The sequence below is a fragment of the Nocardia sp. 2TAF39 genome, from assembly GCF_052114905.1.
Lineage (GTDB): Bacteria > Actinomycetota > Actinomycetes > Mycobacteriales > Mycobacteriaceae > Nocardia.
This window is the reverse complement of record NZ_JBFRFQ010000034.1, coordinates 45,655-64,458: the sequence shown is the minus strand read 5'-3', so window position 1 is coordinate 64,458 and position 18,804 is coordinate 45,655. Positions and strand designations below refer to the sequence as shown.

The 18,804-nt window shown below is 67.7% G+C and carries 19 protein-coding genes and 1 pseudogene; 10 read left to right on the top strand and 10 right to left on the bottom strand.

The window, feature by feature from the left end; genetic code table 11:
- Positions 1-30: 30 nt before the first annotated feature.
- The 7 genes from AB4Z47_RS20670 (at position 31) to AB4Z47_RS20640 (ending at position 5,795) form a co-directional block, all read left to right on the top strand.
- Positions 31-429 (top strand): hypothetical protein, encoded by a 399-nt coding sequence (locus AB4Z47_RS20670; protein ID WP_441952946.1) that lies wholly within the window; start codon positions 31-33, stop codon positions 427-429.
- Between the two features lie 10 nt (positions 430-439).
- Positions 440-1,978: a S1C family serine protease gene (locus AB4Z47_RS20665; RefSeq protein WP_441952945.1), complete on the top strand. Its 1,539-nt coding sequence runs from the start codon at positions 440-442 to the stop codon at positions 1,976-1,978.
- Positions 1,979-2,011: 33 nt separating this feature from the next.
- The gene (gene tatB / locus AB4Z47_RS20660; protein WP_441952944.1) at positions 2,012-2,428 is read left to right on the top strand and encodes a Sec-independent protein translocase protein TatB; all 417 of its coding nucleotides are present in this window, start codon (positions 2,012-2,014) and stop codon (positions 2,426-2,428) included.
- 52 nt (positions 2,429-2,480) lie between these two features.
- Positions 2,481-3,338 (top strand): hypothetical protein, encoded by an 858-nt coding sequence (locus tag AB4Z47_RS20655; protein ID WP_441952943.1) that lies wholly within the window; start codon positions 2,481-2,483, stop codon positions 3,336-3,338.
- Between the two features lie 399 nt (positions 3,339-3,737).
- Entirely contained in the window at positions 3,738-4,304 is a 567-nt protein-coding gene (locus tag AB4Z47_RS20650) for a hypothetical protein (RefSeq protein WP_441952942.1), read from the top strand.
- Between the two features lie 22 nt (positions 4,305-4,326).
- Positions 4,327-4,557, top strand: a complete 231-nt coding sequence (locus AB4Z47_RS20645) for a hypothetical protein (protein WP_441952941.1) — start codon at positions 4,327-4,329, stop codon at positions 4,555-4,557.
- 161 nt (positions 4,558-4,718) lie between these two features.
- Positions 4,719-5,795, top strand: coding sequence for an XdhC family protein (locus tag AB4Z47_RS20640; RefSeq protein WP_441952940.1), 1,077 nt, complete (start codon positions 4,719-4,721; stop codon positions 5,793-5,795).
- Between the two features lie 181 nt (positions 5,796-5,976).
- On the opposite strand, the gene AB4Z47_RS20635 is transcribed toward AB4Z47_RS20640, so the two are convergent.
- The 5 genes from AB4Z47_RS20635 to dapE form a co-directional block, all read right to left on the bottom strand.
- A complete protein-coding gene (locus AB4Z47_RS20635) occupies positions 5,977-6,915 on the bottom strand; it encodes a glucosyl-3-phosphoglycerate synthase (RefSeq protein ID WP_441952939.1) in 939 nt (312 codons plus the stop codon).
- The gene (folP, locus tag AB4Z47_RS20630) at positions 6,912-7,796 is read right to left on the bottom strand and encodes a dihydropteroate synthase (protein WP_441952938.1); all 885 of its coding nucleotides are present in this window, start codon (positions 7,794-7,796) and stop codon (positions 6,912-6,914) included. Before folP ends, AB4Z47_RS20635 begins: the two co-directional genes overlap by 4 nt.
- Positions 7,797-8,071: 275 nt before the next feature.
- Positions 8,072-8,629: a TIGR00730 family Rossman fold protein gene (locus AB4Z47_RS20625; RefSeq protein WP_441952937.1), complete on the bottom strand. Its 558-nt coding sequence runs from the start codon at positions 8,627-8,629 to the stop codon at positions 8,072-8,074.
- The gene (locus AB4Z47_RS20620) at positions 8,626-9,435 is read right to left on the bottom strand and encodes a TIGR00730 family Rossman fold protein (protein ID WP_441952936.1); all 810 of its coding nucleotides are present in this window, start codon (positions 9,433-9,435) and stop codon (positions 8,626-8,628) included. The genes AB4Z47_RS20625 and AB4Z47_RS20620 overlap by 4 nt, the downstream gene beginning before the upstream one ends.
- A 61-nt stretch (positions 9,436-9,496) precedes the next feature.
- Entirely contained in the window at positions 9,497-10,600 is a 1,104-nt protein-coding gene (gene dapE / locus AB4Z47_RS20615; RefSeq protein WP_441952935.1) for a succinyl-diaminopimelate desuccinylase, read from the bottom strand.
- 141 nt (positions 10,601-10,741) lie between these two features.
- Here dapE and dapD point away from each other — a divergent pair, with 141 nt between their 5' ends.
- Complete coding sequence (dapD, locus tag AB4Z47_RS20610; protein ID WP_441952934.1) at positions 10,742-11,689, top strand: 2,3,4,5-tetrahydropyridine-2,6-dicarboxylate N-succinyltransferase; 948 nt, start codon at positions 10,742-10,744, stop codon at positions 11,687-11,689.
- 282 nt (positions 11,690-11,971) lie between these two features.
- Here the strand turns inward: dapD and AB4Z47_RS20605 are convergent, their stop codons facing one another.
- Both AB4Z47_RS20605 and AB4Z47_RS20600 read right to left on the bottom strand, forming a co-directional pair.
- Entirely contained in the window at positions 11,972-12,355 is a 384-nt protein-coding gene (locus AB4Z47_RS20605; protein ID WP_441952933.1) for a PPOX class F420-dependent oxidoreductase, read from the bottom strand.
- Between the two features lie 52 nt (positions 12,356-12,407).
- On the bottom strand, positions 12,408-13,826 hold the full coding sequence (locus tag AB4Z47_RS20600; RefSeq protein ID WP_441952932.1) for an acyl-CoA synthetase: 1,419 nt from the start codon (positions 13,824-13,826) through the stop codon (positions 12,408-12,410).
- 584 nt (positions 13,827-14,410) lie between these two features.
- Here AB4Z47_RS20600 and AB4Z47_RS20595 point away from each other — a divergent pair.
- Entirely contained in the window at positions 14,411-15,025 is a 615-nt protein-coding gene (locus AB4Z47_RS20595) for a hypothetical protein (RefSeq protein WP_441952931.1), read from the top strand.
- Positions 15,026-15,082: 57 nt separating this feature from the next.
- On the opposite strand, the gene AB4Z47_RS20590 is transcribed toward AB4Z47_RS20595, so the two are convergent.
- Entirely contained in the window at positions 15,083-15,715 is a 633-nt protein-coding gene (locus AB4Z47_RS20590; RefSeq protein ID WP_441952930.1) for a TetR/AcrR family transcriptional regulator, read from the bottom strand.
- 158 nt (positions 15,716-15,873) lie between these two features.
- On the opposite strand from AB4Z47_RS20590, the gene AB4Z47_RS20585 reads away from it, so the two are divergent.
- Positions 15,874-16,737: an oxygenase MpaB family protein gene (locus AB4Z47_RS20585; RefSeq protein WP_441952929.1), complete on the top strand. Its 864-nt coding sequence runs from the start codon at positions 15,874-15,876 to the stop codon at positions 16,735-16,737.
- A gap of 68 nt (positions 16,738-16,805) precedes the next feature.
- Here AB4Z47_RS20585 and AB4Z47_RS20580 read toward each other — a convergent pair.
- Positions 16,806-16,898, bottom strand: a pseudogene (locus AB4Z47_RS20580) (hypothetical protein); the annotation flags it as partial.
- 243 nt (positions 16,899-17,141) lie between these two features.
- Complete coding sequence (pruA, locus tag AB4Z47_RS20575) at positions 17,142-18,776, bottom strand: L-glutamate gamma-semialdehyde dehydrogenase (protein WP_441952928.1); 1,635 nt, start codon at positions 18,774-18,776, stop codon at positions 17,142-17,144.
- Positions 18,777-18,804 lie beyond the last annotated feature (28 nt).

Genomic DNA, 18,804 nt, shown 5'->3' with positions numbered 1-18,804 from the left:
GATGATGTCGGTTGAAAGGGTGAGCACCGAATGAGTGGCGACTCCAGTACGTCCGGTCGTCGTCCGCCTCGTTTCAGCCCTACCGAGCATCTGGCGAGCGAGGCGATCGCGGCCTATGTGGACGGCGAGTTGCGGATGAACGCCTATCTGCGTGCCGCCCAGCATCTTTCCCTGTGCCCCGAATGCGCGGCAGAGGTCGACGCACAGCAACAGGCGCGCATCGCGTTGCGTCATGCGGGCCATGTCGCGATACCCACCGGGCTGCACGACAGTCTGACCAGGATTCCCCTCGCCGAACTGCCGGGCGGCGCGAGCAGCGGCCGGACCCCCGCTTCGGGTTCCGACGGGACCTCGCGCAACGAGGCGGTTTTCGGCTTTCTGACCGATTCGTTCACCGCGACCCGGTGGACAACGTGGTGGCGGAAGTAGAGTTTCCCGAGTGACCACCGAATCTACGAATTCCGGATCGGCCGACACCTCGGATTCGGCGGCCAACCGCGGGAATCTCCGTCCATCGGACGCGCCCGTGCTCGGTCCGCGCCCGGTCTACCGGCCCCATGTCGACACGCACACCGCACGCGCCTTCCGCAGGCCCTCCGGCCTGTCCGGTTCGTTCGCAGAGCCGCTGCCGATCCGCACCGCGGGTCCGGCGCCGCAGGTAGGCCCCGAACTTCACAACCGCCCCCCGGACGCGGTGCTCGCGGAGGCGTTCGGTCGCCCGGAGGGTTCCAGCGAGCTGCTGCAACGCGATCCCGACGCCGCCGATGGCACAGCCACGGTCGCGGGTCCGGCCGATCCGTGGCGTGATCCCGATGCCGCCGCTCGCCTCGGCGCGCCCGCGGTGCCGACGCCCACGCCGCAGCCGCTGCCGCAGGCCGAGAAGCTCACCGCACGCCAGGTGCTGTTCGGGTCCCGGGTCGCGCCCAAGGCGCTGGCTGTGCTCGCGCTCGTCGCGCTCGTGATCGGTCTGCTCGGCGGTCTGGTCGGCAGGCTGACCGCGGAGACCGCTTCCACGCTCACCTCACGCAAGGTCGCCTTGGAGCAGAAGGGCGACACCGATCGTCCGCACGGACTGATCGCGCAGGTCGCGAACGCCGTATTGCCCTCGGTCGTTTCGATCCGGGTCACCGTCGGCGACAATGGCGCCACCGGGTCCGGCGTGGTGATCGACGGCGGGGGCTACGTCGTCACCAACAACCACGTCATCTCGATGGCCGCGCAGGACAAGAGCAACCGCGCCACGATCCAGGTCCAGTTCTCCGACGGCACCCGGGTGCCCGCCCAGACCGTCGGCCGCGACCCGAAGACCGATCTGGCCGTGCTGAAGGTCGATGTGAAGAATCTCACCGTCGCCAAGCTCGGGAAGTCCGGTGACGTCCAGGTCGGCGACGATGTCCTGGCTATCGGCTCGCCCCTCGGACTGAGCAAGACGGTCACCTCCGGCATCGTGAGCGCACTGCACCGCCCGGTGAAGTTGCAGGGCGAGGGCAGCGACACGAACGCCGTGATCGACGCCGTGCAGACGGACGCGTCGATCAACCCGGGTAACTCCGGTGGCGCACTGGTGGACATGGAGGGCCGAGTCATCGGTATCAACTCCGCCATTCGCAGCGAAACCGGTGGCTCGGTCGGTCTCGGCTTCGCCATCCCGGTGGACATGATGACCCAAGTCGCCCAGACTCTGATCCGCGATGGTGCGATTCATCATCCGAGACTGGGGATCAGCCCGCGCACCAAACAGGTGGCGAATGAGACGACGAGTGGCGCGGAAGTCGCCGATGTAGCACCTGGCAGCCCTGCGGCCAAGGCAGGGATCGTCGAGGGCGACGTCGTTGTGAAGGTCGGCGATCGTGAGGTGACCGGCCCGGAGGAGCTGGTCGTCGCTGTCCAGTCGCGCAAGATCGGGGAGACGGTGAGCGTGGTCTTGATCCGTGACGGCCGACAGGTGGACGTTCCGGTCACGCTGGAATCCGACTGACCCGCTGGTCGGATCCCCAGGTAGCCTGGCTACGTGTTCAGCAACATCGGCTGGAGCGAGATGGTCATCCTGCTCGTCGCCGCCCTCGTGATTCTCGGACCGGAGCGCCTGCCCGGTGCCGTGCGCTGGACCACTCGCAGCCTGCGCCAGGTGCGCGACTATGCCAGCGGCGCGACTTCGCAGCTGAGGCAGGAGCTCGGGCCCGAGTTCGAGGATCTGCGCAAGCCGCTGGCCGACCTGAACGAACTGCGCGGTATGACTCCGCGCGGGATGGTGACCAAACACCTTCTCAACGGCGACGATTCGCTGTTCAAGGATTGGGAAGGCACGCTGCTCGACAAAAAGGACCTGTACAGCACGAACAGCGGGATGCCCGACTATCCGATGCCGAAGGCCGATAAGCCGTTGGAGCGCAACGAACGTCCGCCGATCGACACGGACGCGACCTGATCTGTCAAGAAGTCTAGACACCATGACCTGTTCGGCTGTCTAGACTTCGCACATGTCGGCCGATGACGTGGCGCGCGTGTTCGCGATCGAGGACAGGGTCGAGCGACTGAAGGCGGCCACCGACGGGGTGGCGGCGGCCCAGCAGACCATCAACGAACTGACCAGGATTCGCCGTGCCGTGATCAGGGAACTCCATGCCGATGGCTGGACGTTCGCCAGAATCGGTGCGGCGGCAGGGCTTTCCCGCGCCCGGATCCATCAGGTGAGTACACAGGGACCATCGCCGGAGGGACTGTTCTTCGGGCACGGTTCGCTCACCGTGCTCGTCCCGGAGGTGCGGGCCGGGCGGGTAGTCGGTGCGCCGGACCCGGCTGCACCGCACCGTCTTGTCGAACTACTCCGCGAACTCGGCTTCACGGTCTCGGTCGAACATTTCCTACCCGGCCGCCTGATCGACCTGAAGCGCGATGGGCTGATCGTGCTGGGTGGCCCGGAATTATCGCCCAGCCTGCGCCAGCTGATCACTGCCGATCCGCGGCTGCGGCGCGCGGTGGCAAGGGCGGGCGACGCTCGCCGGGGCATCGAAGACCGGGCGGCCCGCCGGGTGTACCGGCCCGGCGGGCCAGATCCGCACGACATCGCCTATCTGGCCAGGCTGCCCAGACCCGATAGGCGCGGCAGCGTGTTGATGATCGACGGCATGCATCCACCCGGATCGCTCGGCGCCATTCGGCTGCTCGCCACCCGTCTGGCCACCTTGCACGAGCGTGCGAGCACACACCTGTTCTCGGTGCTGGTCGCCTGCCGGTTCGACCGGGCCACCGGCGAGCCGTTGGAGGCCGATTTGCTCACGCCGGTGTACCGCCATGACGCCGAAACCCGGTTTCCCGCAAAAGGTGTGCGCCGCTGACCCACCGCGAACCGCGATCACACGAGCCGGTAGGCACCATTGGCGTATAGCGACGAGTTGCTTGGGGTCTCGGCGTGATTCGGCGGTAACGTGCCGAATGCCGAAGAGCGGCTGAGAACTTCATCGCCGCCGCGACCACGGTCGGTCGGCCAGCGCAATCGTCCCAGCCAATCGACTGAGGCCTATCCCGGAACCCAGGATTCGACTGCCGGTCCGCTGGATCGACAGTCCGGCCACGCCACGCGTATGCCGTCCGCCTGCACAAACCCTTATCCTCGAAGGGCTTGTGACACGCGCGGTTCCAGGGGTATGTGACACGTCACAACGTCCTCGGGTAGGGTGCGTCCTGCGCTGCTGCTTAAATAGCCGAAAGATAACTATTTCGATGGGCGGGCTCTGATGCGTGTTCGAGGTTCGATATCTGAGAGTTCGGTTTCCACACTTCTCCCGCTGCGGCGCGACCCGCTCGACCCCGGTGCGATGCTGCGTGCCGCCGACCCCGCGCTGATCACCCACCGGGTCACCTACAGCGACCGGCTGAAGGTCTTCCTCGGTCCCGGCGAGACGGTCGACAGTTTCCTACGCCCGCTGCGCAGGCTCGACGGGTACCACCGCTACTCGGTGAACATGACCCGGCTCGCCGCGGCCATGCGGCCCGCCGACATCAGCCCAGTGATCAGCTCCGCGCCTGGCCGGAACTACCTGCAGTGCACCGGCGCGGCCGGTGCACTGGCCATCGAATTGCGCAGCACCATCGACGCCGCGCAGCGCCAGTTCGCCGTCGGTCTGCCGGGCGACCGGATCGGCGCGCCGAGCATCGACGTCCCAGTGCCTGCCGGCGTGCCCGCTCCGCTGATCTACCCGGACGAGTTGTTCACTGCCGAGCAGGCCGCCGAGATCTTCACGGTGTACTTCGAGACAAGTGACGTCCCGCCCTACCTTCAGCTCCGCGAAACGACCGCGTGATGCGTTCTTCGAGGAGAGAACGGTGAACTCGCTCGTGCTCGTCGGTGCCGTCGGGCTGGCAGCCGGGCTGCTCACCCTGGTCGTCGCCATGCTGCTGCGGCCGACGGCCTCGCATCGGCAGCTGACCGTCGCCGAGTTGCAGGGCCGCCTTGTGCAGGAGTCCGTAGCGCCGCCGGCGAATGCCGCGGACGAGCCGCAGGCCGGGCCCGCAGTGGTCGAGCCGCTTCCCGACCAGCGCCGCCGCGCCGAATAGTCTCCGGGTAGGCGGCTTCCTCGCCTCCGCTCGGCCCAGCGCAAGCCGAAGCAGACCACGTCCGGCAGCGCCCATTAGGGTGGAGATGTCGGCGGAAATCCACCGCTTGTCTCGGGCCCGATGCACGGCCGCCGGACCCGCTCGGGAGAGGACCGGTTCCTGTGCGCGCGATACTCGGGCAATTGATCACCCTGCTGCCGCACGGTCCGGTCGCGTTGGCCCGCGTGGTGGACACGACCGGGCCCGGCCCTCGCGAGCCGGGAGCTGCGATGATCGTCACCGAATCCGGCGAGGTTCACGGCTCGTTGTCGGGCGGTTGCGTCGAGGCCGCGGTGGTCGCGTCGGCGCGTGAAGTATTGGCGACCGGCCACGCGGTGACCGACCGGTTCGGCTACGCCGATGGCGACGGATTCGCCGTCGGATTGACCTGTGGCGGCGAGATCGAGGTTTTCGTCGAGCGGATCTCCCACGATCGGCTTCCGCTCCTTTCGTCCCTGCGGCAGCGGATCGGCGGTGGTTCTCCGGTCGGGTTCGCCACCACGATGGACGCCCGGCCGGAATGGAAGCTGCTGCTGCCCGGCGGAACCGATCCGTGGCACGGCGTGGACCGTGACGCACGGACGTTGCTGGTCGCGGGCCGCAGCGGCGTGGTGGGCGCCGACGAGTGCGAGGCAGACAGCTCGCCGCGACCCCGGACTTTCGTGCAGGTCTTCGCGGCCCCGGCCCGTATGGTCCTGGCGGGCGCCAATGACTTCGTTCGCGCACTGAGCCGCACCGGCCGCCAGCTCGGCTATCGGGTGACCGTGGTCGACGCCCGTGAAACCTTCGCCACCGCAGCCCGATTCCCCTCCGCCCACGAGGTGGTCGTGGACTGGCCGCACCGCTATCTGCGCGCGGAGAAAGCGGCGAGACGGATCGACCGTCGCACCGTGGTCTGTGTGCTCACCCACGACGCCAAGTTCGACGTGCCGACCCTGGTGGCGGCACTGGAGTGCACGGAGATCGGCTTTGTCGGCGCTCTCGGGTCCCGCCGCACCCACACCGAGCGCGTCGAACGCCTCCGGGCAGCCGGTGTCGCCGACGAGCAGCTTGCCCGGCTGAAAAGCCCGGTGGGGCTGGACCTCAACGCGCGGACACCGGACGAGACCGCGATCTCCATCGCCGCCCAGATCCTGGCGGAGCGCGGCGGCGCCTCCGCCCGTCCACTGGACGGCACGGAGGGCCCCATCCACCGCTGAGCCCGAGCCTGTCCCAACGACTCGCCCCGCAATCGCGTCGGCACCGAAAACCTCACCAGCAGAAGCAGATTCGACACTCACCGCGGCTTCCCGGCCGGTGTCGGCGGGCAACGCAGCGCGCCTCACCGTTATGCGGCCGCCCGACACATCCGCGCGGCTCGCGCCCCGAAACACTCGAGGTTCAGGCCGCCGCCCGCGCAGGCCGCAGGGTATTCATCGGCGGACGGTCGGTCAGCGACACCTCGGTACTGTGTGCGGTGAATTCATCGCCGATGAGCGGGAACTGGGTGAGCGCCGCGCCGGAGTCCTGCACGCCGCTTCGACCGAGCGCGGTGCCCAGGATTTGGCGGCTCATCACACCCAGGTCGGCCAGCGGCCGGTTGCGATGCGTGCGGACGCCCAGGTTGACCTGTCCGATCGCGGACATGCCGAGCCGGTCATAGGTGTCGAGCAGCAGCCCGATCTCCACGCCGTAGCCCGGCGCGAACGGCACCGAGGTGAGCAGATCGCGGGTGCCCGCGTATTCGCCACCCAGCGGCTGCAGCACCTGCGACAGCTCGGGCCGCAGCGCCGCGAGCAGCGGACGCGCGACCAGCTCGGTGACGCGGCCGCCGCCGTGCGCGTCCACCGCGCTGCCCTGCCGCAGCGGCCTGCGATAGTAGGCCTTGGCCAGCTGTACGTCGTCGACCGTGAGCAGTGGGCCGAGCAGTTTCGGCACGAAAGCCGGATCCGGATCGATGAGATCGGAGTCGACGAAGGCAACCAGGTCGCCGCTGGTCACGGCCAGCGAGCGCCACAGCACCTCGCCTTTGCCCCCAACCGGCTCCAGCTCGGGTACTGCCTGCTCGCGGCTGATCACCTCGGCCCCCGCGGCGCGGGCGCGCTGCGCGGTCGCGTCCGTCGAGCCGGAGTCGAGCACGATCAGTTCGTCGACCAGCGTGCCGAGCAGCGGTCTGATGCTGGCCACCACCTCGGCCACGGTGCGTTCTTCGTTCAGTGCGGGCAGCACCACCGAGACGGTGCGGCCCGCTTTGGCGGCGACGAGCTCGTCCACCGTCCAGTCCGGGGTGTCCCAGGTGTTGGTCGTCGCCCAGGCGGGCTCGCGGTGTTGGATTTTCATACCAGACCTCGCAAGGTTCGTGCGGGGGGCCGGATGCCCTGGATCGCGGCGATCATGTCCACGACCCGCCGGGTCGCGGCGACTTCGTGCACTCGGAAGACTCGGGCGCCGGCGGCCGCCGACCACGCTGTTGCTGCCAATGTGCCCTCCAGTCGTTCGGAAAGATCGACACCTAAAGTCTCCCCGATGAAATCCTTATTGCTCAGCGCCATCAAGACGGGCCATCCGGTATTTACAAGAACGTCGACTCCGCGCAACAACTCGAGGCCGTGATAGGTGTTTTTGCCGAAATCATGGGTCGGATCGATCAGTATCGAATCCTTGCGCACCCCCGCCGCGAGCGCGTTCTCGGCGGCGCGCACCACGGTATCGGCAACTTCGCCCACGGCATCCGCGTAGCGGACCCGGTGCGGCCTGGTCCGCGGCACAGCACCGCCGGTGTGGCTACAAACCACCCCTACGCCGTGCTCGGCGGCCACCGACACCAGGTCCGGGTCGGCACCCGCCCACGTGTCGTTGATCAAGTCGGCACCAGCACCCACCGCGGCCAGCGCCACATCGGCGCGCCAGGTGTCAACGCTGATCAGTAGCTGAGGGTATTTCGCACGAATGGCCCCGACGAAGGGGATCACGCGCCTGGTCTCCTCGACCGCGTCGACCAGCGCACCCGGCCCTGCCTTCACGCCACCGATGTCGACCAGGTCGGCTCCCTCGTCCACCGCGCGGGCCACAGCGTCCATGGCCGCGGCGTCGGTGAAGGTGGCGCCCCGGTCGTAAAAGGAGTCCGGCGTGCGATTCACGATCGCCATCACCAGCGCACGATCCGTCGCCACCGGCTTGCCGCACAGCGTGGAAAGCGGCACCGCGGTCGAGCTGAACATGTCCACGACTGTAGCCAGTCCTCTCCCCCGCCTCTGCGCGCACTTCGGCCGTACTAGTCGGGTGACGCGAGAATTGCGTTCAGGTCCTGCGCTTAATGCCCCTTCAGTTCTGGCGTGCCCGACGAGTTACCCATGTGCTCACGAAATCCGTTGTTGCTCTCCGGCGGCGTCTGACCGAATCGTCGCAGGTTGGCTTCACCGCCGCCGGGCTGTCGAATTCGGCGCCCGACTCACCGTCGAGCGGGTGTCGGTGCTCCCGTCTTCAGCTCTCCGCATCAGGCGGTACGCGGCGCCTCCAGGGCCGCGAACGCGGACGCGAGATCGGTCACCACCGTAATCCGGGACAAGGCTGTCCGGGGCACGAACTTTCGGTCGTACAGCTCGTCCAGCCAGGAGAACAACCCGGCGAAGAATCCATGGGGATCCAGCACGACAACGGGCTTCTCGTGCTGTCCCAGATAGCCACCGGTCCAGGTCTCGAAGAACTCCTCGAGGGTGCCGATACCGCCCGGCAGCGTGAGGAAGGCGTCGGCGCGATCCTCCATGACCTGCTTGCGCTGGCGCATGGTGTCGGTGACCACCAGCTCGTCGGCGTCGACGTCGGCGACCTCCCGGTGCACCAGGTGTTTCGGGATCACGCCGATGGTGTTCGCGCCGCCGGCGCGGGCCGCGGTCGCCACCGCCCCCATCATCGAGACGTGACCACCGCCGGAGACCAATTGCCAACCGCGCCGGGCGATTTCGGTACCGACCCGGGCGGCCAGCGAGAGGTAATCGGGGTGCATGGTGCTCGCCGAGCAGTAAACGCAGACGGCAAAGGGCTGTTCGCTCACCACTGGTCCTCCGTGCCGATCGCGTCCTCGGCGGCGCCCGCCTCCGCGTTGGCCTGGATGATGCCGACAACGTCTTCGACGCTGTCGGTCACGTACAGCAGGCTGAGATCACCCGCGGAGATCTTGCCGGAGCCGCCGAGCGAATCGCGCAGCCAGTCGACCAGCCCGGACCAGTACCTGCTGCCGAACAGAATGATCGGGAAGCGGGTGATCTTGCGGGTCTGCACCAGGGTGAGCGCCTCGAACAATTCGTCGAGCGTGCCGAAACCGCCGGGCAGACAGACGAATGCTTGTGAATACTTCACGAACATCGTCTTACGGACGAAGAAGTAGCGGAAGTTGATGCCCAGATCGACCCACTCGTTGAGGCTCTGCTCGAACGGCAGCTCGATACCGAGGCCGATCGAGTAGCCGCCCGCCTCGCAGGCGCCGCGGTTGGCCGCCTCCATCGCGCCGGGCCCGCCACCGGTGATCACCGCGAACCCCGCCCGAGCCAGCGCCGCGCCGATAGCCCGGCCCGCCTGATACTCGGGGTGGTCGGCGGATGTGCGCGCGGAACCGAAGACGGTCACCGCGCGCGGCACCTCGGCGAGCGCGCCGAAACCCTCGACGAACTCGGCTTGGATGCGCAGCACGCGCCACGGGTCGGTGTGTACCCAATCGGTGTCGCCGCGCTGGTCCAGCAGATGCCGGTCGGCGGTACCGAGGCCGTCCTTGCGGTCGCGGCGGAACATTATCGGTCCGCGGAACTTCGCTGTCGACTTCGGCTTGTTGGCGACCTCACGGTCGGCGGCGTCGGTGGACATACGCTCCACGCTACCGTCCGGCGGCGCGCACACCGGGTTGACGCGAGAAGTCGTCCGATGTTCAGCCCGCGGCGCCGGTGAGATAGTTGCGCAGTATCGCGGTGACGTCGGTGATCTGGTCGACCGGGACGTGCTCGTCGCGCTTGTGGGCGAGGTTGGGGTCGCCGGGTCCGAAGTTGACAGCGGGGATACCGCGGGCGGCGAAACGGGAGACGTCCGTCCAGCCGTACTTGGCACGCACACCGCCGCCGCCGTGACGGTGTACCGAGGCGACGAGGTCCTTGGCGGCCGGGGCGGTCAGGCCGGGGAGTGCGCCGGGCGCGAAGTCGAATACCTCGAAGGAGATGTCGAGGCCGGCGAAGACTTCGCGGACGTGATCGATGGCCTGGTCCACGGTGCGGTCGGGCGCGAAGCGGAAGTTGACGTCGACCTCGGCCAGGTCCGGCACCACATTGCCCGCCACGCCGCCCGAGACGCGGACGCCGGACAGCCCCTCGCGATAGACACAGCCGTCTATGTCGACCTCGCGCGCCCGGTAATCCGCCAGCCGCTGCAGGATCGGGGCCAGTCGGTGAATCGCGTTGTCGCCCAGCCACGCTCGCGCCGAATGCGCACGGACGCCGGATGTGCTCAGCCGAACCCGCAACGTTCCTTGGCAACCTGCCTCGATCCAGCCGCCGGACGGTTCGCCGAGCACAGCGAGATCACCGGCCAGCCAGCCGGGGTGGTCGCGTTCGATGTGGCCGAGCCCGTTGAACTCCGCGGCGATCTCCTCGCAGTCGTAGAAGATCAACGTCAGATCGTGCACCGGCTCGGCGATGGTCGCGGCCAAGTGCAGGAACACCGCGTCACCGGATTTCATGTCCACCGAGCCGCATCCGTAGAGCACCCGCTCGCCCGCCGGACCGACAGCGAAGTGGCCCGGCACATTATCGGCGATCGGTACGGTGTCCAGGTGCCCGGCCAGGATCACCCGGGTCGGCAATCCGCGATTCGTCCGCGCCAACACCACGTTCCCGTGCCGCAGCACCTCGAACCCGGTCGTCTGCTCCCGCAGTGCCCGCTCGATCCTGTCAGTGATCGCCGCCTCACCCTGGGAGACGCTCGGGATGTCGACGAGCGCGGCGGTCAGCGTGATCGGGTCGGCATGCAGGTCGATGGTCACGCCCTTCACCCTACGACCGCCGCCACCCGCACCCGCGCACCCCAACCGCGACGAACAAACTTCGAGTCGACGACATCCAGGAAACGCCGCTCGGCACACCCACGCACGGTCCGCCGACCGCACTCAGTAATCTTTTGTGACGTGAGCATCGAGGGAGCAGCAGCAGTCGGTATCGCCAACGTGACCGCGGACGGGACCGTACTGGACACGTGGTATCCGAATCCGCGGCTGGGCGAGTTCGCCGAGACCGGCACCAAGCGGTTGGATGAGGCGCCCGCCGAGTACGCGGCGCTGCTCGGGTTCGACGAGGCGCGCGGGGTCGACGTGGTCGCCGTGCGCACGACGATCGCCGACCTGTCCGCTGCCCCGGTCGACGCGCACGACGTCTACCTGCGCCTGCACCTGCTGTCCCACCGCCTGGTCAAGCCGCACGAAGTGAGCCTGGAGGGCCAGTTCGGGTTGCTGAGCAATGTCGTGTGGACCAACCACGGCCCCGCCGCGGTGGAGGGGTTCGAGATCACCCGAGCGAAGCTGCGCGCCCGCGGACCCGTCACGGTGTACAGCATCGACAAATTCCCGCGCATGGTCGACTACGTGATTCCCTCGGGTGTGCGCATCGGCGACGCTGACCGGGTTCGCCTCGGCGCGCACCTGGCCTCGGGCACCACGGTCATGCACGAGGGCTTCGTGAACTTCGACGCGGGCACCCTCGGTTCGTCCATGGTCGAGGGCCGTATCTCCGCGGGTGTCGTGGTCGGCGACGGCTCCGACATCGGCGGCGGCGCGTCCATCATGGGCACGCTGTCCGGCGGCGGCACGACGGTGGTCGCTATCGGCGAACGCTCGCTGCTCGGCGCCAACTCCGGGCTCGGCATCCCACTCGGCGACGATTGCGTCCTGGAGGCCGGCCTCTACCTGACCGCGGGCACCAAGGTCACCACCCCCGACGGCGCCGTGGTCAAAGCCGCCGAATTCAGCAGCCGCGACAACCTGCTGTTCCGCCGAAACTCCACCACCGGCGCGGTCGAGGTCGTCCCCCGCAAGGGCACCGGCATCGAACTCAACGCCGCCCTGCACGCCAACGACTGAGCTGTTCCGCCTCTCCGGGGCTTCAGGCCGTACTAGTCGAGTGGGGCGGGATTTGCGTTCAGGTCCGGCGTTGGGTGCCGCTCGGGTTCTGGGCGTTCCCGGTGAGTTACCCATGTGCTTACGAAATCAGTTGGTGCGTTGGGATTGCCGATCGATCCGCGCACGAGACGGTGCTTCATCACAGATCCGCGCCAACCGCACGCCGGTGCCAGGTGAATCGGACGGCTACCTCGCGTTCACCTGGCCCGGCGCAGGTGGGGACGGGCTAACAACTTGTGCCCACTATGCGGCGTCGGGGACGAGGCCGAAAGCGATGATGCGGTGGGGGTGGATGCGGATCATTTCGCGGGAGACGCCGGTGATGTAGGGGTCTACGTCGGTGAGCGCTTCGGCGCTGCCGCGGATTTCGAGACAGCGGACGCGCCAGGGTTGGATCGAGGCGACGTCGTCGACGACGAAGGCGACATGGTCATTGGTGGCGAGATTGCGAAACTTCCAAGAGGAGCCCCTATTCCAGCCCGCGATGTCGATGGTTCCGAGCTCTGCGCTGTAGCGGAAACCGACCGGGTTGTTCTGCGGTGTGCCGTCGGTCCTGACGGTGGCCAGGCGGCCGAGGCGCTGGGTGTGCAGGTAATCGATCTGTTCGGGCGTGAAGGTCGATGTCATACCGCAACCGTAGAACCTCGACCTAACTCGAGGTCAATCCCGCGGTGAATGCTCAGCCGAGCAGCTTCTTCTGCACCTTGCCCATCGCGTTGCGCGGCAGCGCGTCGACCATCCGAATCTCGCGCGGACGCTTGTGTACCGAAAGCTGTTCGGCGACATGGTCGATCAGTTCGCGTTCGGTGGCGCCGTCGCGCAGCACGACGAAGGCGGTGATGCGCTGGCCGAGGTCGTCGTCGGGCAGCCCCACCACCGCGACCTCCGCGACCGCGGGGTGTCCGAGCAGCACCGTCTCCACCTCGCCCGCGCCGACGCGATAGCCGCCGGACTTGATGAGGTCCACCGATTCCCGGCCGACAATGCGATGAAAGCCGTCCGGATCGATGGTGGCGACGTCACCGGTCTTGAACCAGCCGTCGTCGGTCCAACTATCAGCAGTAGCCTCCGGCCGGTTCAGATAGCCGTCGAACAGCATGGGGCCGTGCACCTGGAGGCCGCCGATGCTCTGGCCGTCGTGCGGCACCGCAGCGCCGGCCTCGTCTCTGAGCCGGGTCCGCACGCCGTGCACCGGCGTGCCGACCCATCCGGGTCTGCGCTCGCCGTCGGCCCGGGTGGACAGCGTGATCATGGTTTCGCTCATGCCGTAGCGCTCGATCGGCGCGTGCCCGGTGAGTTCGCGCAGCCGCTCGAAGACCGGCACCGGCAGCGGTGCGCTGCCGGAGACCAGCAGCCTGGCGCCGGCCAATTGCTTTGCCGCGTCCGGGTCGTCGACCATCCGCGACCACACGGTGGGCACGCCGAAGTAGAGCGATCCCTTGGCGGCGGCGTAGGCCGCCGGGGTCGGTTTGCCGGTGTGCACCAGCGGGCTGCCCACGCGCAGCGGGCCGAGCACGCCGAGAATCAACCCGTGCACGTGAAACAACGGAAGACCATGCACCAGAACGTCTTTCGCAGTCCACGCCCAGGCGTCGGCGAGCGCGTCCAGACCCGCTGCGACGGCGCCGCGATTGAGCACGACCCCCTTGGGAAGGCCGGTGGTTCCCGAGGTGTAGAGCACGAAAGCCGGTGTGGCGGGATCAGGTTCGAGGTAAGTGTGCCAAGACCTGGCATGCCGCCGCACCGGAACCACGGGCAGCTCGGTGTTCTCCGGCCCCTTTCCGAGCCATACCTGCGCGCCCGAGTCGGCGAGAATGTGCGCCAACTCGGCGGTGCCCGAGTCCGGCGGCACCGGTACCACCGGCACGCCCGCGATCAGGCAGCCGACCACCGCGAGCACGGTGGTGACGGTCGGCTCGGCCAGCACCGCCACCCGCTCCGCCCTGGCGACGCGCTCGGCCACCGAGGTCGCCGCGCCGAGCAGGTCGCTGCGCGACAGTGTCGTCCCGTCGATCGTCACGGCGTCGGGGATGTCCGCTCCGCCTGCGACGGCGAGCGGATTCAGGGAACTGAGCAGCAGCGGCGGACCGAACGACATTCGACCACGCTACTTCGCCGGGCCGCGCGTGCCGTCGCGACATCCGGCCGAGCACCACGCGCGACCTACAACTGTGACGGTTGACACATCACCCTGCGCATGTTGCCACGCCCCGCGCACGTTCGGCTGCCCACACCGCTTCTTCGTTGCCGGCCTGCTCCCCCAGCATCTGGGCGACCAAACGGGCCTCTATCTGGACCGAGCGCGACGACCGCGCCCTCGACCGCATCCTGCGCCTGCTCGGCGTGCCGAGGCCAGGCTGCCCCGCCCGTCCGCCTGTTCCCGTTCAACGCCTATCTGCTGGACATGCGCATCCGGCGACGACTCGGCCCGCACCCGGTCTGACGGCCCGGCCGCAGCGCACCCCACGGGGCGCCACCCCAGACATTCGTTCGACATCCGCGTGTCGCGCCTCAGATTGTGCCTGCACCGGTGTTATCTCGAATCACACCGACCGGTACCGCACCGAAACGAGCCAGGAGGTAACGATGGGCTGTCGATTGACGGCGACTGCGCTTTTGGCGGTAGGCACTTGCCTCGCATTTGTCGCGCCGGTCGCGAGCGCGGAACCCAACGAGGTCGCCATGCCGACCCGCACGGCGATCTCCGTGCGTACGATCGTCGGCGTCGGATGGGGTAGCGCGAACGAGCACGAGCCGCGTTCGGCCCTGTCCCTGGTCAAGCTCTTTCTGGCGGACTACGCGTTGCGCCACGGCGACGGATCGGCGGGCGACCGCGACCTCGCCGAACGGATGATCCGCTATTCCGATGACAGCGCGGCGAGCCTGATGGCCGCCAAGTATCCGGATGCAGTCGGCGCCATCGCGGACGAATACCGCCTCACCGCGACCCGGCCCGGTGCGGACTGGGGCGCCGCGACGACAAGCGCCGCGGACGTGTCCGACTTCCTCGCGGCCAAACTGCGCACCGATCCCGGCTCGCCGATCTTCGACTGGATGGCGGCCGCGGGCTCGACCGCACACGACGGCACCCAACAGGGGTGGGGCACGGCACAATTCCCATTCGTGCTCGGGACCAAGTGGGGCTGGTCCGATGCCGGTGAGCCCGAGGTCGCTTCGGCGTCCTATGGTCCAGGTTTCTCGGTTACTGCGCACACGCACGGCACCGCGGCCGAGCAGAACGCCGACGTCCTCGCCGCACTGCCAGCAATCGCCGTTGGGCTGATGGGCTTCCGCTGAGCGGATCGACCTGCAAGGCGCAGTCCGCGACGACAGCGGCCGAGCCCCTAGGAGCCGCTAGCGGACCCGGAACGACACCACGATATGGTCCCGAGCGAACTGCCGGATCGCCGCGTCGTCGCCGAGCGGGATCACGGTCTGCGGCGTCAACGCCAGCGAAAGCGCTGTGCGGGCGATCATTTCGGCCAAGGGCTCCGGATCGTATTCCGGCAGCTTGCCTTCCCGCTGCAGACGCGCGATGAATTCGGCGACATAGTCCCGGCCGAGTTCGATGACCGGGGCGCCCTCGGTGGTCAGGTAGGGCAGCACGAGTTCGGGCTCAGTCGCCAGCAGCCGGTGGATCAGCTGGTTGCCGCGCAGCCCGGTGATGAACGCGGCGAACAGCTCGACGATCTGATCCTCCGCTCTGGCATCCCTATCGACCTGACGTTGCAGCGCGGCGTCGACCTCGTCGATGAACTCGCGGGTCTGTCGCAGCCCGAGGGCCTTGATCAGATCGGACTTGCTTGCGAAGCGCCGGTACAGCGTGGCCAGTGACAACCCGCAGCGGCGGGCGACCTCGACCATGCTGGTGCGCTTGATGCCGAAATCCAGAAATGCCAGCAGCGCCGCATCCAGCACCCGTGCCTGATTGCGGTCCTCCGGAGCCGCGCTGCGCACCAGCGGCAGCAGTCTGGTCAGCCTCGCCATGCCTCCACCCTATCCGCATCGGCGAAGCGATGATATGACGAGCATCGCATACCATCACCGCGGTTGACACCCCTTCGAAGCAATGAGAAGGTGGCTTAGCAATCTTCTCACCGTCCACTCCGCGGCGAGCGGGCGGATACAGAAAGACGAGGTCGACGATGACCGCCCCGCTGCCCGCATCCGAGAACGACCCGGATCAGAGCCAGACCCTCACCCCGGAAACCGTTCGAGAGTATGTGGACGGAATCGCCTCCTTCCTCGGCGGCACCGCCAATGTGATCCTGCAGCTGAGTCTGCGGCCGGTCGGACGCGGCGTCCTGGAGAGCACCGTCGACAGCGGCAAGGTCACCCTGCACCCGATCAAGCGGCTGCGCACCACGCTGACCTACATCGCGGTCGCGCTGATGGGTTCGGACGAGGAACGCGCCGCCTACCGCGACGCGGTCAACATGTCGCACCGCCCGGTGCACTCCACCGCTGCGAGCCCGGTGAAATACAACGCCTTCGACCCGGACTTGCAACTGTGGGTCGCCGCCTGCCTGTACTGGGGCATCGACGACCTCTACACCCGAATGCACGGCCCGATGGACCCCACCACCGCCGACGCCTTCTACCACTATTGCGCGCGGTTCGGGACAACGCTGCAAATGCGGCCCGAGATGTGGCCCGCGAATCGTGCTGAGTTCCAGCGGTATTGGGACGAGAACCTGGCACAGCGCAGCATCGAGCCCGCGCTCCGGGACTACTTCGACGGTCTGATCGATCTGAAGATGGTGCCGCGCCCGGTCCGGTTCGCCTTCGCGAGGCTGCAGCGCTTCTTCGTCACCGGCCTTCTCCCACAACACTTGCGCGACGAGATGGGCATGTCCTGGACCGAACGCGACCAGCACCGATTCGATCGGGCGCTGCGGGCAATCACTGCCATACAGACCCGTTTGCCCAAACAGGCACGGATGTTCCCGCTGAACGCGTATCTTTTCGACCTACGAAGGCGTCTGCGCCTAGGTAGACCACTGGTGTAGAAAATTCGGATACGTTACACCAGAGGGTAGGTGGGCAGGGCACGCGCCCTGCCCACTTTCCGGTGCTGTCACGAATTGCGAATCACGGCGCGCAGGAAGAACCTGAGATTCGCGGGCCGTTCCGCCAGCCGTCGAGTCAGATGGCCATACCACCGCCGACCGCGCCTGCGTCCGATCAGTGGTGTTCTCGCCGAGAAGGTCCACGCTGGCCATCCGGCCACCGGCCAGCAATGCGGCAGCGACACCGAGAAGTTCACTCCTCGTCTCACCCGCCACGAAGCGGCGCACGATCTCCGCGGTGACCGGGAATCCGGTGAGCAGCCGTTTCCTCCGCGGCGCTGACGACGCGGCCAGGATCACCGGCCGCAACGGATTCACCGCGCGGCCCGCCGACGCGCCGCGCATCAGGTCCGCATGTGCGGGTAGCGGTAGTCCACCGCAGGAACGAAGGTTTCCTTGATCGTGCGCGGCGCGACCCAGCGCAGTAGGTTCAGCGGCGAGCCGGCCTTGTCGTCGGTGCCGGAGGCGCGCGCACCGCCGAACGGCTGCTGACCCACCACCGCACCGGTCGGCTTGTCGTTGACGTAGAAATTGCCCGCCGCGAATCGCAGTGCGGCGTCGGCCTGTTCGATCGCGTACCGGTCCTGCGCGAACACCGCGCCGGTCAGCGCGTACGGCGCCGCCGACTCGACCTCGGCGAGAATTGCGCTATAAGAGCCGGGTTCGGCGTCGTCGTAGACGTATACCGCGAGGATCGGTCCAAAATACTCGGTGGCGAACGACTCATCGTGCGGATCGTCGACCACCAGCACAGTCGGCCGGACGAACCAGCCTTCGCTGTCATCGTAGGTGCCACCGATCGGGATGGTGATGCCCGCATCCCTGGCCCGCCGGATGGCCGCCGCATTCTTGTCGAACGCGCGCCGATCGATCAGGGCCCCACCGAAATTGGACAGATCTGCGACGTCGCCATAGCGCAGCTGGTCGGTCTGGTGCAGGAAGTCGTCACCGATCTCGCGCCAGACCGAACGTGCGATGTAGGCGCGCGAGGCCGCCGAACACTTCTGGCCCTGATACTCGTAAGCCCCGCGAATCAAGGCGGTGCGCAACGCGTCCGGGTCGGCGGAGGAGTGGGCGACGATGAAGTCCTTGCCACCGGTCTCCCCGACCAAGCGCGGATAACCACGGTAGCGGCCGATATTCGCGCCGACCTGCTGCCACAGGTACTGGAATGTCCTGGTGGAACCAGTGAAGTGGATGCCTGCCAGCCGGGGGTCGGCCAGCGCCACCTCGGACAGCTGCACACCGTCGCCGGTCACCATGTTGATCACGCCGGGAGGCAGGCCCGCAGCCTCCAGCAACCGCATCGTGTAGAACGCCGACAACGTCTGCGTGGGCGAAGGTTTCCACACCACCGTGTTACCCATCAGCGCGGGTGCGGTCGGCAGGTTCCCGGCGATCGCGGTGAAGTTGAACGGCGTGATGGCGTAGACGAACCCCTCGAGCGGCCGATAGTCCATGCGGTTCCACACCCCGGCGCTGGACTGCGGCTGCTGCTCCAAGATTCCGCGCGCGAAAGCGACATTGAATCGCCAGAAGTCGACCAGCTCACAGGGCGCGTCGATCTCGGCCTGCTGGATTGATTTCGACTGGCCGAGCATGGTGGCCGCGGCGACGGTCTCCCGCCACGGTCCGGCCAGCAGGTCGGCCGCACGCAACAGGACCGCGGCGCGTTCCTCGAACGGCATCGTCCGCCAACCGGGTGCGGCCGCCATCGCGGCATCGATGGCTCCATGGGCCTCCGAGTGTGTGGTGTCGGTGTAGGTCCCCAGCACATGCCTGCGGCGATGCGGCGCGACGATGTCGTGCCGTTCGCCGATCCCCGGCCGGTGCTTGCCGCCGATCACCAGCGGCACATCGACGGTTTCGGCGGACAGCTCGGCTAGTTTGCCGAGCAATAGCTCCCGCTCGGGGCTTCCCGGCGCGTAGGAGTGCACCGGCTCGTTGCCGGGCGTGGGGACAACCGTGACAGCGTCCATACTTCAGGCTAACTCTCCCGAAGCGGCG